A 13,636-nucleotide genomic window follows, 5' to 3' on the forward strand; every position below is an offset into this window, starting at 1 on the left:
ATAGGACTTCTCCATTGTATCAGATATGGAGGGGTAGATGTTTTTTTGCCAGGCTCGGATATGCGTTTGTTTGCTCGTGTCGAAGCAGCCATTCCTTTCGCCAGAGGCCGCCCGCATAGCCCGTCAACGTCCCGTTCGATCCGATGACGCGATGGCACGGGATGACGATGCTCAATCGATTGCGCCCGTTGGCACTGCCGACGGCCCGCACGGCGCGGTCCCGGCCGAGTGTCACGGCCAGTTCGCGATACGAGGTCGTCTCGGCGTATGGAATCATGACCAGCGCCTGCCACACGTCCTGTTGAAACACCGTCCCCTCGACTTCAAACGAGAACGTGAACGATTGGCGACGTCCGTTGAAGTACTCCTCGATTTCTCGGTAACACGTATTCAACACGTCCGGTGTCGTCTCACCCGCTTCAAAGCAGACGTCAGTACGTTCGACGAACAGGATGGAACGGATGGCCATCTCTGTCCCGACAATCTCCAGAATCCCAATCGGACTCACATAGTCCAGTCTATACGTCTCCATACAATGACCTCCATAAATAGAATGTGGCATACGCTTCCCACCCGGCAAAGCGTTCCCCGTACTGCCTCACTTCGTCTGCCGTCAACTTGTCGCTTCGCCCAAGATGATGCTTCAACGCCTGATGCAGACCAGCATCCGCAGCCGGGAACGCCGTCGGATCTTGGAAACACTTCATCCGGACATACGAGGCCGTCCACTCCCCGACACCGCGCAAACTCAGCAGCCGTCCATGTATTACGTCGGATGACTCGTTACGCAACTGTCGTGTCGATAATCGTCCGTCCGTCATTTCCTGGGCGATGCCGATGATATACTCTGCTTTGCGGGTGCTGAACTGGAGCTGTCTCAGGTCGCTCGACTCAAGCAGCGCAATCGTCTCAGGGTTCGGAAACGCCCAGTACGTCATGCCGTCCACTTCCCGGGATTGTCCGTACTTCTCGACGAACCGTCGTTTCAGCGTATAGGCGAACGACAGTGTGATTTGCTGGCCGATGACGGCCCACGTGAGCGCCTCGAACAAATCGGGGAAGCCGATCAGACGTAGCCCCTCGTACTCTCGGACGAGCGGACGCAACAGTTCATCCGTCTCGGCCATTCGCACGAACGCTGCGACGTCTTGGTCGAGGTCGAACCAGTCGCGGACGTATCGTTCCACGTGTTCCTGTTCCGAGCTCGTGATGTCGTCTTCCGGGAACGCGATGACTAGGCCATGAGCCGTCTCCATGATATCCCCTAGCAGCAACCGTCCGTCGACGTCGAACAGCTTGGAGACGGACGTTTCGCGGGCGACATGCATCACTTCATCGTCGGAGCGTCGCAAAAACTGCAGACATTGTTGAAAATCAAACGGAGCGGTGACGTGAATCTCGAACGATGAGCGACTCATCGGCTCCCCCCTTTCGATACATGCTCGGTGAACAACCCTTTAGCCGTCGGAAGACGCGATAAAAGTTGGATGGGGTTTGAAAGCCGACCTCATAACAGATGGCGAGATTGCTCATGTCCGTCGTCCGCAACAGATGGGCCGCCTTGTCGATGCGAACCTTTTCGAGCAGACGGCGCGGCGTCTCGCCCGTCGCTTGCGTGAACGTCCGCTCGACGTAGAACGGGCTCAAGCTGACGTGCTCGGCAATCTCCTCAAGCTTGAGCGGCCATTTGTAATGCGTGAGCACGAACGCCGTCACGTCATGGACGAGCGCGCTCGCCGGACTACGGTCGACCTCGGGCTGACATCGTTTGCACGGCCGAAAGCCAGACGACTCCGCTTCCGCTTTCGTCTCATAAAAATCGACATTCTCCCGCTTCGGCTTCCGCGAGCGGCACGAGGGCCGACAGTAAATCCCGGTCGTCTTGACCGCGGTATAAAACTGTCCGTCATATGTCGCGTCACAGGCGAGCACTTTCTCCCACTTCTCTTCAAACGTCAGCATCTCGTCACCCCCTTTGTTCCACTGTATCAGATTGATTTTCGTTCACTCATCCTATTTCTTGCGTTTACAGTCTACATTCCCGCGATTCACGAATCTCATTTATTTTGAATCCGTCTTCCCGTCTGACTCGTACTATGATTACACGACTCAATTGAGTACACTTTAGCTAATCAAGATTTCGAGAGTTTGTCAGAAGGAGCACATACGATGCAAAAGCGATTTTCCTGGAAACAACTGAAATGGTTGCTTCCATTCCTATTGATTGGATTGATTCTTTATCAGAGCGGTCAGGAGCTCCAAAACCTGTCGCTCGCCGCGGCGTTTCAAACGTTAGAGGCGTTGACGGGCTTCGAACAGATTGCCTTGATCGGACTCGGACTCGTCGCCGTTTTGACGATGACCGGATACGACTACTTTCTACTGCGCTCGCTCGACGTCCAGCTCCCGCTCTCGAAGCTGCTTCGCGCGGCATGGATCACTAACGCGATGAACGGCATGATCGGGTTTGGCGGCGTCATCGGCATCGCGCTCCGGACGTCGCTGTATCGACCGTATACGGATACGAAGCGTTTGCTCCGGGCCATCGGTTGGATGACCCCGACGCTCATCAGCGGCTTGTCGCTGCTTGCCGCAGGAGTGCTCATCGGACTTTTCCCGGCCGGCGTGCTCACCGGAACGAAACAATGGATTTGGCCCGTGCTCCTCGCGACACTCGCCGTCCTGCCGCTCTACATATACGTGACGCGGAAACGCTCGAACTTAGATTGGACGACATTGCTCGGCTATATCGCGACGTCGCTCGCCGAATGGGTGACGGCCGGACTCGTCGCCTTGTATGCCCTGCATTTGCTCGGAGGCGAAGCACCGCTCACAGCCATGATGGGTGTCTTCATCGTCGCGACTATCGTCGGGGTCGTCTCGCTCGTCCCGGGTGGTGTTGGTTCGTTTGATCTATTATACCTCGTCGGGATGACCCAGCTCGGCATCGACCAAGAGATTGTTTTGTCTTCTTTGATCGTCTATCGCTTTGTCTACTTCATCGTCCCGTTCATGATCGGCCTGTTCTTGGCGGCTCTCGTCTTCGGGGACCAGGTCGTCAAACAGATCGAGTATAAGCCGATCATCGGGTCGTCTTATGAAATCGGAACCGTCGTCTGGCGCATCGTGTCGCGCACACTCGCCAAGACCGGACGGCTCGCCGGAAGCCTGATCGCATTGATGACGAGCCTCGTCTTGTGGTTCCAGACGCTGTTACCGAGCGTGTCACCGCTCTATTCGACCGCCCTCTGGTTACAGTGGATTGGCACGCTCGCGCTGTTCACGGCCGGTCTGTTGACGCTACTGACCACGTTCGGGATGTACATTCGGACGAAGCGTGTGCTCTGGCTCGTCGGGGTCGCCTGTGTCGTCGCCGGTATCGGTGTCATCGCGCGCGGCTTCAACCTGTTTGAAGCGTTCGTCGTCGGCGGGTTCGCCCTGTTCGTCTGGTTGACCCGGACCCAGCACAAGCGCTATCGCTCTATCGTGACCGTCAGCCGTTTCGTGCGCAACATCGCCTATGTCGGCCTCTACGTCGGCACGCACGCGTTCCTGCTGCAGTCGTTCAGTCAGACCGACACGATTTTCTTCGACCCGGACGCAGCCGCCGGATTGAGTATCGCTGCCGTCGTCTTGTCCGGACTGTTGTTGATCGGCATGCTCACCCTGTTCAACCGGTTGAAACGTCCGAAGCTCGGCACGTCGTTCGAACCGTCCCGCTTCGCAGCGTTTCAAGCCACCCATGCGACGACGAGCGCGTTCGATTTGGCCTATATGAACGACAAGCTCGTCTATTATGGCCCGGACGACGAGGCGTGTCTCTTGTTCGCCGTGTCCGGCAATCACGCTATCGTCCTCGGAGATGTGCAAGGCGCGCGAGACGCCGCGTCACACCTTTTGCTCGCCTTTATCGAAGAGACGGATCGCCTCGGCTATATCCCGCTCTTTTATCAAGTCACTCCGGATTGGATGCCGCGCCTGCACGACGCCGGATTCACGTTCTTCAAGCTCGGTGAAGAGGCGACGGTCGACGTCGCCACGTTCTCGCTCACCGGCAAAAAACGCGCCAACATGCGCTCGCTCCATAACCAATTCACGAAGCGGGGCTACACGGCCGATATCGTCATGGACCCGTCGCCCGAGCTGATCGCGTCACTGCGCCGCATCTCGGACGACTGGCTCGGCAATCGAAGCGAGAAAGGCTTCTCGCTCGGGTTCTTTCATGAACAGGCGCTCGCGCACTATCCGCTGGCGCTCCTCCGGGATGAGACGGGTGCCGTCGTCGCCTTCATCACCTTGCTACGGGGCCGCGACACCGTCTCCATCGATTTGATGCGCTCTGGGGCTGACGCTCCGCCCGGCTCGATTGAAGTGCTGATTCTGCACGTGATCGAGTGGGCACGGGCCAACAACTACGCCCATGTCGGCCTCGGCATGGCGCCGCTCGCTTCGGTCGGGGAGCAACCGTTCGCGTACTGGCCGGAGCGGATTGCGGCCGACATCTTCGAGAACATCAGTTACATCTATCCGTTCAGCGGGCTCCGTCAATTCAAACGAAAGTTCACACCGACGTGGGAAGCCAGATATTTGGCCATCCGCAAGCGTCGGAAACTGCTCCCGTCCTTGCTCAGGACGGCACGGTTGATCAGCCGGAAACGAGAATCTTAAAACGTCAAAGAGCGCCTCGCATGCGAGGCGCTCTTGCTTTCGATTATTTTACGGTCACGCTGACGTTGTCGATCGTCACATCGTGCGCGCCGAGCGGCGAGCCTTCCGTGCGGCCGAGCAAGAATTTCATAGCTGTCATGTCTGTCTGGCCCATGACAAACTCGAACTCATACGTGTTCGTCTCAGGAGTAACTTGGACGATTTCGCTCAAGTAACGTGTGTACGCCGCGTTCTCGATCGTCACTTCCATGTTACGGGCTACTGTCGACGAAGCATCGAAGCGCACGACGTACGTTTGACCTGCATGCAACTCGAGACCACCCTGCTCCATGAGCACGCTCCACGGCTCTTGTCCTTCTTGCGTGATTGACAATTGAGCCGCCTCGTTCACCGCTTCGACCGCCGCTTGAGCGTCAAAGTGGACGTACGAGCCCCAATGCGTCAATCCTTCAGTGAATGAACCGTTCTTGAGAGGTGATGGATCAACATCGACCGGTGTCACATCCAGTAATTGCACATCGTCGAGTGTGATTTCACCTTTAGCCGAACCAAGCACGAATTGGAGTTGGCTCAACAAATCCGACTCTTGTTCCATCGTGAACGGGATTTCAATTGATTGGAAGTCGCGCGTCAACGCCACGTCTTGGAGCGGGAGATACGCTTGTCCGTCCAATCCATTCAAGCCGACTTGAAGCGATTTGATGCGTTCCGACTTCGCGTTGAACCGAAGCACGTACTCACGGCCTTCCGTCAATTGAATGCCGTTTTGGACGAGCGTTGCCGGTTGCCCTTTCTTCGCGTTCGTCACGAACTCGAAGTGACGAGCTTCCTCATCAACCGTACCTGTGCCTTTCGTTGCGCCTGGGTCAAACTGCCAGTACGTCAAGCGGTCCATTGCCCCTTGATCGAACGTGCCGTTATAGACATGGTTGCCGTCTCCGAGCGCCGATTTCGTCGCGTTCGGGTCGAGCGCTTCGCGCGGTGTCTGTTCGACGCGGACGTTCCCGATTTGAACGCCTGCCGTGCTGAGGCCGACGTTGAACTCGAGGCGTGCCGCGAGGTCCGTGTCTTCCGTCATGTCGAACGTCATCGAGTACGTCTGGACGTCGGTCGTCAAATCGAACGAACCTTCATCCGAATATTTAGCGTAACCACGGTCTGGTCCACCGCCGACTTTGACAGCGATTGAGCGGGCCGAGTCGGCACTCGCGTCGAACGACACTTTGTAGTGACCGCCTTTGCCGAGTGACACGTTTTGAATCAATTGGTGCGAGTAAGGCTGACTGCCCGCTTGCGTGATCGAGATATCCGCGAAGCGCGAACCAGCTTGCTCAATCACGTCGATGGATCCAGCCCCACCGAAGTCCGGTAGCGCCACATAGTTCCAATTCACAGGGTCAAGCGCCTGCGAACCGTTTGTCACGGTCGTGATTGGCTCTGTGTAGTCTTGATCGTAGACGAGGTTGCCGTCTTCAGACGGTTGTTTCGCTCCATCCGGAAGCACAATCGTTTCATCCGTATACACCGGTTCGACTGCTTCGCGATAGTCGCGGTTCTTCAAATCGAAGACGCGAACGTAATCGACTTTCATATCAGCCGGGAATGGTGTCGTCGCATCGACGTCTCCATCAAACCAGCCGCCGACGGCCAAGTTCATAATCAAATAGAAGTTTTGGTCGAACGGTGCCGGATAGCTGTATTTCGTCGCTTGGTTCAACCCTTTCGAGTACCAATCGTTTTGTGTCTGATACAATTTCCCGTCCACGTACCAACGCAACTCGCCTGGCTCCCACTCGACCGCATATGTATGCCATTTGTCGATGCCGTCGCCTTCTTCAAAGTGGTAGTCTTTACCGGTATATTTATTGTTCGGCCAGTTCTCGCCGTAATGAATCGTTCCGGCGACCTTGTCAGGCTGACTGCCCCATGATTCCATGATGTCGATTTCGCCAGACGCGGCCCAGGCGCCGTAACGGTCCTGTTCCTGCAACATCCAGAACGCCGGCCATAGCCCTTTGCCGGTCGGGAGCTTCGCACGCATCTCATAACGGCCGTACGTTTGACTGAACTTACCTTTGGTCGTCAACTTCGCTGACGTGTAATCGTATGACCCAAGTTCGTCTGTCACTTGTTCTTTTTTCGCACGGATGACGAGATTCCCGTCTTCTACGAAAGCGTTTTCGTTTTTGTCCGTGTAAAATTGCTTCTCATTGTTTCCCCAACCCGGTGTGACCGGCGTACCGTCTTGATCCTTCAACCAGTTCCCCGTATCGAAGTTCCATTTGGTCTGATCGATTTCTGATTTGTTGAACTCATCCGACCAGACGAGCTTCCATTTCGTGTTGTCTTTTTTCTCAGGCTTTTCGGCAGATGCGCCTTGTGCGGCTGACAAGACAAGACCGGTCCCGAGTGCAAGTGCGACCCATTTCTTCATTACATTTCCTCCCTTGGCATGAATGAAGGCAGGGACGACGCAATCGACCTTGCCTCTTTTAGTGACGTACAAATTGAAACCGCTTTCCGAAAGCGCTTTCGTTAATCTTATTATAAATTTTTTCCATGTCTCGATTCAACCATTTTCTTAAAGTGAAATGAAAATGACTTGAACTACCCCCACCTACGCTTCGCTTGGGGGTGGAGGATTCCTGAGTGATCCGACCTAACAGTCGAAACCTGATCAGGCTAGCCCCGTCGTCCTGACGGTTGAAGAGGCGAGGATGCGTTCGGCCTCTCGTTTGAGGTTCAGTCCTGCGTTCACATCGCGGTCGTGGTGGGTCCCGCAACCCGGGCATGTCCACTCACGCAGACCGAGATGCTTCACGTCTCTATGTCGATGGCCGCAACTTGAACAGAGCTGGCTCGAGGCGAAGGTCTTCCCGACCTTCACGACGGTCTTGCCGTACCAGTCCGCCTTGTACTCGAGCATGTGGAAGAACGCCGACCAACTGACATCGGAGATGGCTTTGCTGAACTTGCGGTCCTGTTGCATGTCTTTCACCTGCAGGGTCTCGATGCCGATGACGTCGTGGTTTTTGACGATCTCGGTCGACACTTTGTGCAGGAAGTCGGTACGTTTGTTCGCGATCTTCTCATGGATGCGGGCGACCTTGCGTTTTTGTTTCTGGTAGTTCTTCGCCTCGGACAGCTTGATGTTCTTGTTCAGGGCGATGAGCTGACGACGGGAGAGTTTTCGTTGCTCGCGCGCCAGTTTCTTCTCGAGCGTGCGAAAATAGCGGTCGTTTTGGTACACCGTGCCGTCGGACAGGACGGCGAAATGCTTCAGTCCGACGTCGACGCCGACGGTTGAGCCGGTCTTTGGCAGTTCGTCGATCTCCTGCTCGACGCACAGGGAGACGAAGTATTTGCCCGTCGCGTTCCGTCGGATCGTGGCGCTGAGGATTCGGCCCTCGACTTGTTTCGAGTTGGCGAACCGGACCCACTTCAACTTCGGCAGCTTAAGCCGGTTGCCGACGATCGACACCTCAGGAAGTTGAGACTTGCCTTGGATGTTCGTCTTATAGGATTGGACGGGGTTCCGTTTCGATTTGAACCGGGGCCGTTCGTTCTGCTTCTTGAAGAAGCGGTCAAACGCTTCGGCGAGGTGTTTGACGCTGGTTTGGACAGATGTACTATCGACCTCCCTCAGCCAGTCGAACTCTTGCTTGAGTACAGGGATTTTTTTCGAACAGGAACCGTAGGACAGTCCTTTTCCTGTCGCCTCGTAGGTCTCTTCCCACTTCGTCAAGAAGTGGTTGAAGACGAAGCGTGAACAACCGATCGTCTTGGCAATCAGAATCTCCTGCTCCGTTGTCGGATAGATCCGGAATTTATACGCTTTATGCTTCAACAAGATGTTCACCTCCCTTAGGTATTTATACCCAAAAGAGAGGTTGGCGATTCATAGCCCACTTTCACTAGGGCTTCGCCCGCGACGTTTAGAAGCGGGAGCATTCTCGCCTAATTTTGATAAAAAGCATCGACCGATGACTCAAGTCGATGCTTCCGTAACGGTCCAATCTGAAATCGTGACTTTGAACCCAGGTGCCTCCGTATCCGGACTGCAAGCGTACGGTCCGACGCGTAACGTCGACACGTCATGGAGATGAGCAATCCGCAACTGTTCACGTGTACCATCCTCGTATTCAAAGAACACCTCAACATCGCCATCTGTATAGACGAGTTCGAACGTCAACCGTCCGTGAATGTCCTTGTTCGGGAAATCACGCGTCGACCAATCCGAATAACCAAAGGATGTAACGACTGCCCCGAGGTGTGATGGTCCGTCCGGGATATACTCGACGGACGTCTTGAGCCAATGGTCGTCGTTGACGTATAGCAGGATGCCGGCCTGATCGTATGTATGGCTCGGCTCCATTTCAATCGTCGCCCGGCACGTGAACCGCTCGGTCGACACGCTCTTCACCAAAGCATGTGCGGTCATCCGGTTGAATCCGTAATGAGTGTTCCGCCAAAAGTCGGTGTCGGGTGCTGTCTGGAACGTCAGGTGTTCACTTGCATTTACTTCGTCTGGTTCATTGATCCACGTGTACGGCTGCCACATGATTGATTCCTCCCCACTGGCCTCGCATCGCGAACAACAATGGAATCATCGGTTCGTGATACGGGATGAATTCACCTGAACGGATCATGTCGAGAATCGTCGCCTCATCCGCCCACTTTACGGCCTTCACTTCTGATTCCTGTAACGTCAACTCGTCGAGGTCGACTTCTGCCTCGACAAGATAGATATCATCGAACCCCTCGTCAAAGTTGACCGTCAAATGAGGCCTTGTGTGCGATAAATCGAGTTTCAGCCCGATTTCTTCTTCGAGCTCGCGCATCGCCGCCTGTTGGCTCGTATCGCCGACCGTGGCGCTACCACCGACCGTGATGTCCCACATGTTCGCCCAACCGTCTTTGAACGGTTGGCGCTGCTGAATCAACATCTGTCCGTCCTTATTGAAAATGCAGACGTGGATGACGAGATGATAATCGCCGTTCTCGAGACGGTTGCCCCGCTGCCACGTCCGCCCTGTCTTCTTGCGGTCCACGTCATACACATCCCAAAACTCCATCGTTCCATCCCCTTTATGTCGCCGCGCTCGCACCTGCGGCTTGGTCTGACTTCGCACAATCGATGGCGACGACGATCGAGATGAGCATGTGCTCCATCGTCTCGTCCATCACTTGAATCTCGTAACTATCGCCCCATGACAACCATTTCTTTTGGACGCTGCCGATGACTTGGCCGTTCTGCATCACTTGGAAGTCCATGTCCCACCAGTTGCCTTGCACATCGATTCCGACCGCATCAATCGTATAACGCGGTTTGAATAACGTAAACTCTTTCGAAATCGTGACCGTCTCTTGGCCTTCCACATCGACATAGAACTTCGGCAAGAAACTGAACGTCTTTTTCGTGATCGTCGTAATCTCATGGCCGTCTTTGTCCGAGATTGTGAACGATTTCGGCAGCTTCATAAAGCTCCCTTCAACGAAGTACAAATCGTTCTCATCCGCATCTTTGATCGTGAAACGTCCGCGCAGGCTGAAAACCTTTTGTTTCATGTAGAGCGTGTTCATCGTCATCCCTCCGATTTGGTCGTGATACCATGTATACGAGTATTTACCCAACTATGGTTCAGTTCATTGTATTTTTCTGTGCTGATCGTTGATAGGAGTTTTTATGAACAGTCAAGTTTCAATCGAAGTGGATCTCGACTCTTTAATTTATGAGACACATATCATCGGCAATATTGCCTTCGTCATCGATGCTTATGCTTATTTCCCGGGACAAGGATGGTCTGATTTCGTCGCCGTCGTCTTGAACTGGTGGATTGCTAATGCCCGCGCCCTCTTATTCGCCCCATTGCATGAGACATACTCGTTTCAATTCATGGACGGCCCGATCCGGATAGCCACTAAAAAGGTGACCGCCACAGAAGTTGAGCTCACCTTTGTAGAAGATGGTCATGCTAAGACGCCTATGGGGACTGTATCGCTTGAGGAATTGAAAGATGCCCTCATCAAAGCGACACGTCAGTTCATCAATGCCGTGGATCGACTCGGCTGGAGAAACGAGGACGTCGAGACGTTGCGACACGCAATCAAAGTGCTACATACAAGCTAAATCTAACCAAAAAGACGACGCGGCAACTGTCCGCGTCGTCTATAAATCCGATTTTATTATTTGATTTTCCCACGATTTTCTAACAGCTCAAAAATGTGAGCAGCTTGATCCGTGTTATCGATCATGCCCGTGAACTGCTCTTTTTGAGGACCGTACGCATAGACCGGCACGTCGTCCCCAGTGTGACCGTCCGTCGTCCAACCCGTTCCTGAGCGGACGTCGAAGATTTTTTCAATCGCATTGTCAATCTTCGTCACGTCTTTTGTCTCGGCAGCTTGCTGGACCGATTTGATTTCCGCATCCGTCAAGTCGAGGTCGATCCATTCGTTCAAGACGGCTTCGACGTCTTTTCCTGACTCGATTTGTTTCGCCATGAAGTCCGGCGTGCGTTTCGCGGCTTGGATTGGAGCCGCATCCCAGTTATAGTTGCCGCCCGAGCCAATCGAGAAGCCGCCGGTCGAATGGTCCGCCGTGACGATGACCAACGTCTCTCCGTTCTCTTTCGCGAACTCCTCGACTTTCTTGAACGCATTCTCGAAGTCTTTCATCTCACTCATCGCGCCGACAACATCGTTGTCATGACCGGCCCAGTCGATTTGACTGCCTTCGACCATCAAGAAGAATCCATCTTCGTCGTCCTCTAAGCGGTCGAGCGCCGACATCGTCATGTCCGCCAGGCTCGGTTGGCTGTCGTCCCGGTCGATCATCTTATCGAGTCCGACCTCGGCGAATAGACCGAGCACTTGTTGATTGTCATCCTGCTTCATCTCGTCCGCCGATTTTACATAGCTATATCCATCTTGTTGGAACTGTTTCGCGATATTGCGGTCCGAGCGTTCGAAGAAGTCGGTTCCGCCGCCCAACATGACGTCGATTTTATGTTCCCCATTAATCAACTCATCATAATAATCGTTAGCGATGGCGTTCTCACTCTTGCGCTCTTCTTCGTGGGCACCGTACGAGGCCGGTGTCGCATGCGTGATTTCAGACGTTGCGACGATTCCCGTCGACATGCCGTTCTCTTTTGCCTGCTCGAGGACGGTTTTCACATCCGTCTTATCGTTATCGACTGCGATGGCATTGTTATACGTCTTCACCCCGGCGCTCATCGCCGTGGCCGCTGCCGCTGAGTCCGTCACGTTCTCTTCTTCATCTTCAGGATATGTCGACTGTAATCCGACCAAGTGAGGGTCGAATGCCGTCTGTGGCATATCTGCCCCTTCTGTATCGTTCATATAGCGGAGTGCCGTCGTATATGGCACACCCATCCCGTCACCAATCATAAAGATGACGTTTTTCGCCTTGCCGTTCTTTCCTTCTTTCGCCTGTACTTCGTCCTCGTTTTGTTGCATCCCAATCAACCCACCAAATGCAAGTGTCGACACGACCGCCAATGGAATCACTTTTTTCATCGATTTCTTCATTTCCTTAGTCCCTCCCGAATATGTACTGCGTTTCTAGACTTTTGTAGACTAAAGGAAATTTGTTAAGAAGCTTTTTCAACACCGAGTCAATCCTGTATATGTTTTGTAAAGACAACAAAGTGCGCTTGGTTTTAAGCTCCACAAAAAAGAATCGACGCATGGTCGATTCTCCGTTTACTCTTTCAACGCCGTTTCGACGAACGTCATCAAGGCGTCAAGATTCGTCATGTTCTCGTTGCATGAGGCACTGTCTGTACAAATATACGTCCCAATCGCTTTATAATAGTCAGGATTTTTAGCTTGTTTTGCTTTTGTGATGGTGACACAATACGAGACTTCTGCCAACTGATTACAGAAAGCGCAAATATTTTTCTTCGCATTTGAGCTGGCCTTAAGCTCGATCCCAATCAGCTGATGATTCTTTTCGCAAAGGATATATTTCCGATTGGAACGCAGGTCGTTCCAGCTCATGTAGGACATACGATTCACATTAAGTTCCGCTGCGTCTGGAAGTCTTAGTTTTTTCTGTTTGGGAAACATTTTTTTCACTTGCTGTTCCGACACTTGCGGAAACGACCGGACGTGAGGTCTTAACTCATCTATAAACCCATCATAGGCTTCGTCGGTTTGTAACTTTGATACATCCAACATGGCAAGCTGAGCTGATGTCGCTTCAGGAAACAGAAAAGCAATTTTGGCATTGGCCAAATCAATGACGGCTTGTAACACGGAAGACGGTAAACTTTTCTTTCGACTATCTCGAATCGTCTCGACTTGTTCTCGAATGTAATTAAATTGGTGGTTTTCAATAAATCGCTCTAGCATGTTCAGTCATCCTTTCTCCATCCTGACTTCTTTTAGTGTAAAGGATTTTACAAGACAAGATTGCACCGACTTCAAGTTAGAACTGTTTTATACAAAAACGGCACAGTCGCAACTATGCGACGTGCCGTTGATTAATTTGAAGAGTAAACGATTTTTCGAATGGTCGTGACAGCCAAATGATAGTCAGCCGCCAACTGGTCAACCCGAGTCCCCTTCGCATAGGATGTTCGAATCGCTTCATTCCGCTGTTCAAGCAGCTGTTTGCCACCACTGACTGTTCCCCAGCGCTTCTTTTCTTGACCGGTCCGGGGGACGTAAAGCGTTTCCCCTTGGACGTATCGTTGAACTTCCTGAAGCAACTTCTCCGGAAGAATCTGTTGCGCATTTACGTACTTCATATCTGCTCGCTCCTTATAGAAAATCCGACAATAAGGAAGCAAAGCCATTGTTGTAAAAGATTACCTAGCGATCAAATAAACCGTTCTGCCCCATGCAAACGATCGCCCTTGTGACAACTGGCTTTGCATGAGTGATTGAAGACTTAGAAAATCTCAAACGATTTTCCACGTATATGCGCCCCCCCTTTCCA

General features: G+C 53.1%; 13 protein-coding genes. 2 read left to right on the forward strand and 11 right to left on the reverse strand.

Features of this window, described 5'->3' with window-relative positions; all coding sequences use genetic code 11:
* Nucleotides 1-19: 19 nt before the first annotated feature.
* The 3 genes from KNP67_RS08610 to KNP67_RS08620 are packed head-to-tail and all read right to left on the reverse strand — an operon-like array spanning nt 20 to nt 1,962.
* Nucleotides 20-532, reverse strand: coding sequence for a methylated-DNA--[protein]-cysteine S-methyltransferase (locus KNP67_RS08610; RefSeq protein WP_214756478.1), 513 nt, complete (start codon nt 530-532; stop codon nt 20-22).
* Nucleotides 519-1,418, reverse strand: a complete 900-nt coding sequence (locus KNP67_RS08615) for a DNA-3-methyladenine glycosylase family protein (protein WP_214756480.1) — start codon at nt 1,416-1,418, stop codon at nt 519-521. Before KNP67_RS08615 ends, KNP67_RS08610 begins: the two co-directional genes overlap by 14 nt.
* Complete coding sequence (locus tag KNP67_RS08620; protein ID WP_021067899.1) at nt 1,375-1,962, reverse strand: bifunctional transcriptional activator/DNA repair enzyme AdaA; 588 nt, start codon at nt 1,960-1,962, stop codon at nt 1,375-1,377. Before KNP67_RS08620 ends, KNP67_RS08615 begins: the two co-directional genes overlap by 44 nt.
* A gap of 207 nt (nt 1,963-2,169) precedes the next feature.
* Here KNP67_RS08620 and mprF point away from each other — a divergent pair, with 207 nt between their 5' ends.
* Nucleotides 2,170-4,668, forward strand: a complete 2,499-nt coding sequence (gene mprF / locus KNP67_RS08625) for a bifunctional lysylphosphatidylglycerol flippase/synthetase MprF (protein ID WP_214756481.1) — start codon at nt 2,170-2,172, stop codon at nt 4,666-4,668.
* Nucleotides 4,669-4,711: 43 nt separating this feature from the next.
* On the opposite strand, the gene KNP67_RS08630 is transcribed toward mprF, so the two are convergent.
* From KNP67_RS08630 to KNP67_RS08650, 5 genes are all read right to left on the reverse strand, one after another.
* Nucleotides 4,712-7,102: a carbohydrate binding domain-containing protein gene (locus tag KNP67_RS08630; protein ID WP_214756482.1), complete on the reverse strand. Its 2,391-nt coding sequence runs from the start codon at nt 7,100-7,102 to the stop codon at nt 4,712-4,714.
* A gap of 243 nt (nt 7,103-7,345) precedes the next feature.
* On the reverse strand, nt 7,346-8,518 hold the full coding sequence (gene tnpB / locus KNP67_RS08635) for an IS200/IS605 family element RNA-guided endonuclease TnpB (RefSeq protein ID WP_214715345.1): 1,173 nt from the start codon (nt 8,516-8,518) through the stop codon (nt 7,346-7,348).
* 138 nt (nt 8,519-8,656) lie between these two features.
* Nucleotides 8,657-9,229 carry a DUF1349 domain-containing protein gene (locus tag KNP67_RS08640; RefSeq protein ID WP_214756483.1) on the reverse strand — a complete coding sequence of 191 codons (573 nt, stop codon included), beginning with the start codon at nt 9,227-9,229 and terminating at the stop codon, nt 8,657-8,659.
* Nucleotides 9,201-9,743 (reverse strand): NUDIX hydrolase, encoded by a 543-nt coding sequence (locus KNP67_RS08645; RefSeq protein ID WP_214756484.1) that lies wholly within the window; start codon nt 9,741-9,743, stop codon nt 9,201-9,203. Before KNP67_RS08645 ends, KNP67_RS08640 begins: the two co-directional genes overlap by 29 nt.
* Nucleotides 9,744-9,756: 13 nt before the next feature.
* Nucleotides 9,757-10,251, reverse strand: coding sequence for an LURP-one-related/scramblase family protein (locus KNP67_RS08650; RefSeq protein ID WP_214756485.1), 495 nt, complete (start codon nt 10,249-10,251; stop codon nt 9,757-9,759).
* 103 nt (nt 10,252-10,354) lie between these two features.
* On the opposite strand from KNP67_RS08650, the gene KNP67_RS08655 reads away from it, so the two are divergent.
* Nucleotides 10,355-10,798 carry a hypothetical protein gene (locus KNP67_RS08655; RefSeq protein ID WP_029596418.1) on the forward strand — a complete coding sequence of 148 codons (444 nt, stop codon included), beginning with the start codon at nt 10,355-10,357 and terminating at the stop codon, nt 10,796-10,798.
* 56 nt (nt 10,799-10,854) lie between these two features.
* Here KNP67_RS08655 and KNP67_RS08660 read toward each other — a convergent pair whose 3' ends face one another.
* The 3 genes from KNP67_RS08660 to KNP67_RS08670 all read right to left on the reverse strand — a co-directional run bounded on the left by KNP67_RS08660 (nt 10,855) and on the right by KNP67_RS08670 (nt 13,445).
* The gene (locus tag KNP67_RS08660; protein ID WP_029596419.1) at nt 10,855-12,222 is read right to left on the reverse strand and encodes an alkaline phosphatase; all 1,368 of its coding nucleotides are present in this window, start codon (nt 12,220-12,222) and stop codon (nt 10,855-10,857) included.
* Between the two features lie 174 nt (nt 12,223-12,396).
* Complete coding sequence (locus KNP67_RS08665) at nt 12,397-13,047, reverse strand: FusB/FusC family EF-G-binding protein (protein WP_034780360.1); 651 nt, start codon at nt 13,045-13,047, stop codon at nt 12,397-12,399.
* A 131-nt stretch (nt 13,048-13,178) separates the two neighbouring features.
* Nucleotides 13,179-13,445, reverse strand: a complete 267-nt coding sequence (locus tag KNP67_RS08670) for a CD3324 family protein (RefSeq protein ID WP_214756487.1) — start codon at nt 13,443-13,445, stop codon at nt 13,179-13,181.
* Between the last annotated feature and the right edge of the window lie 191 nt (nt 13,446-13,636).

It is taken from the genome of Exiguobacterium sp. s157 (genome assembly GCF_018618205.1).
GTDB classification, from domain to species: Bacteria; Bacillota; Bacilli; order Exiguobacteriales; family Exiguobacteriaceae; genus Exiguobacterium; species Exiguobacterium chiriqhucha.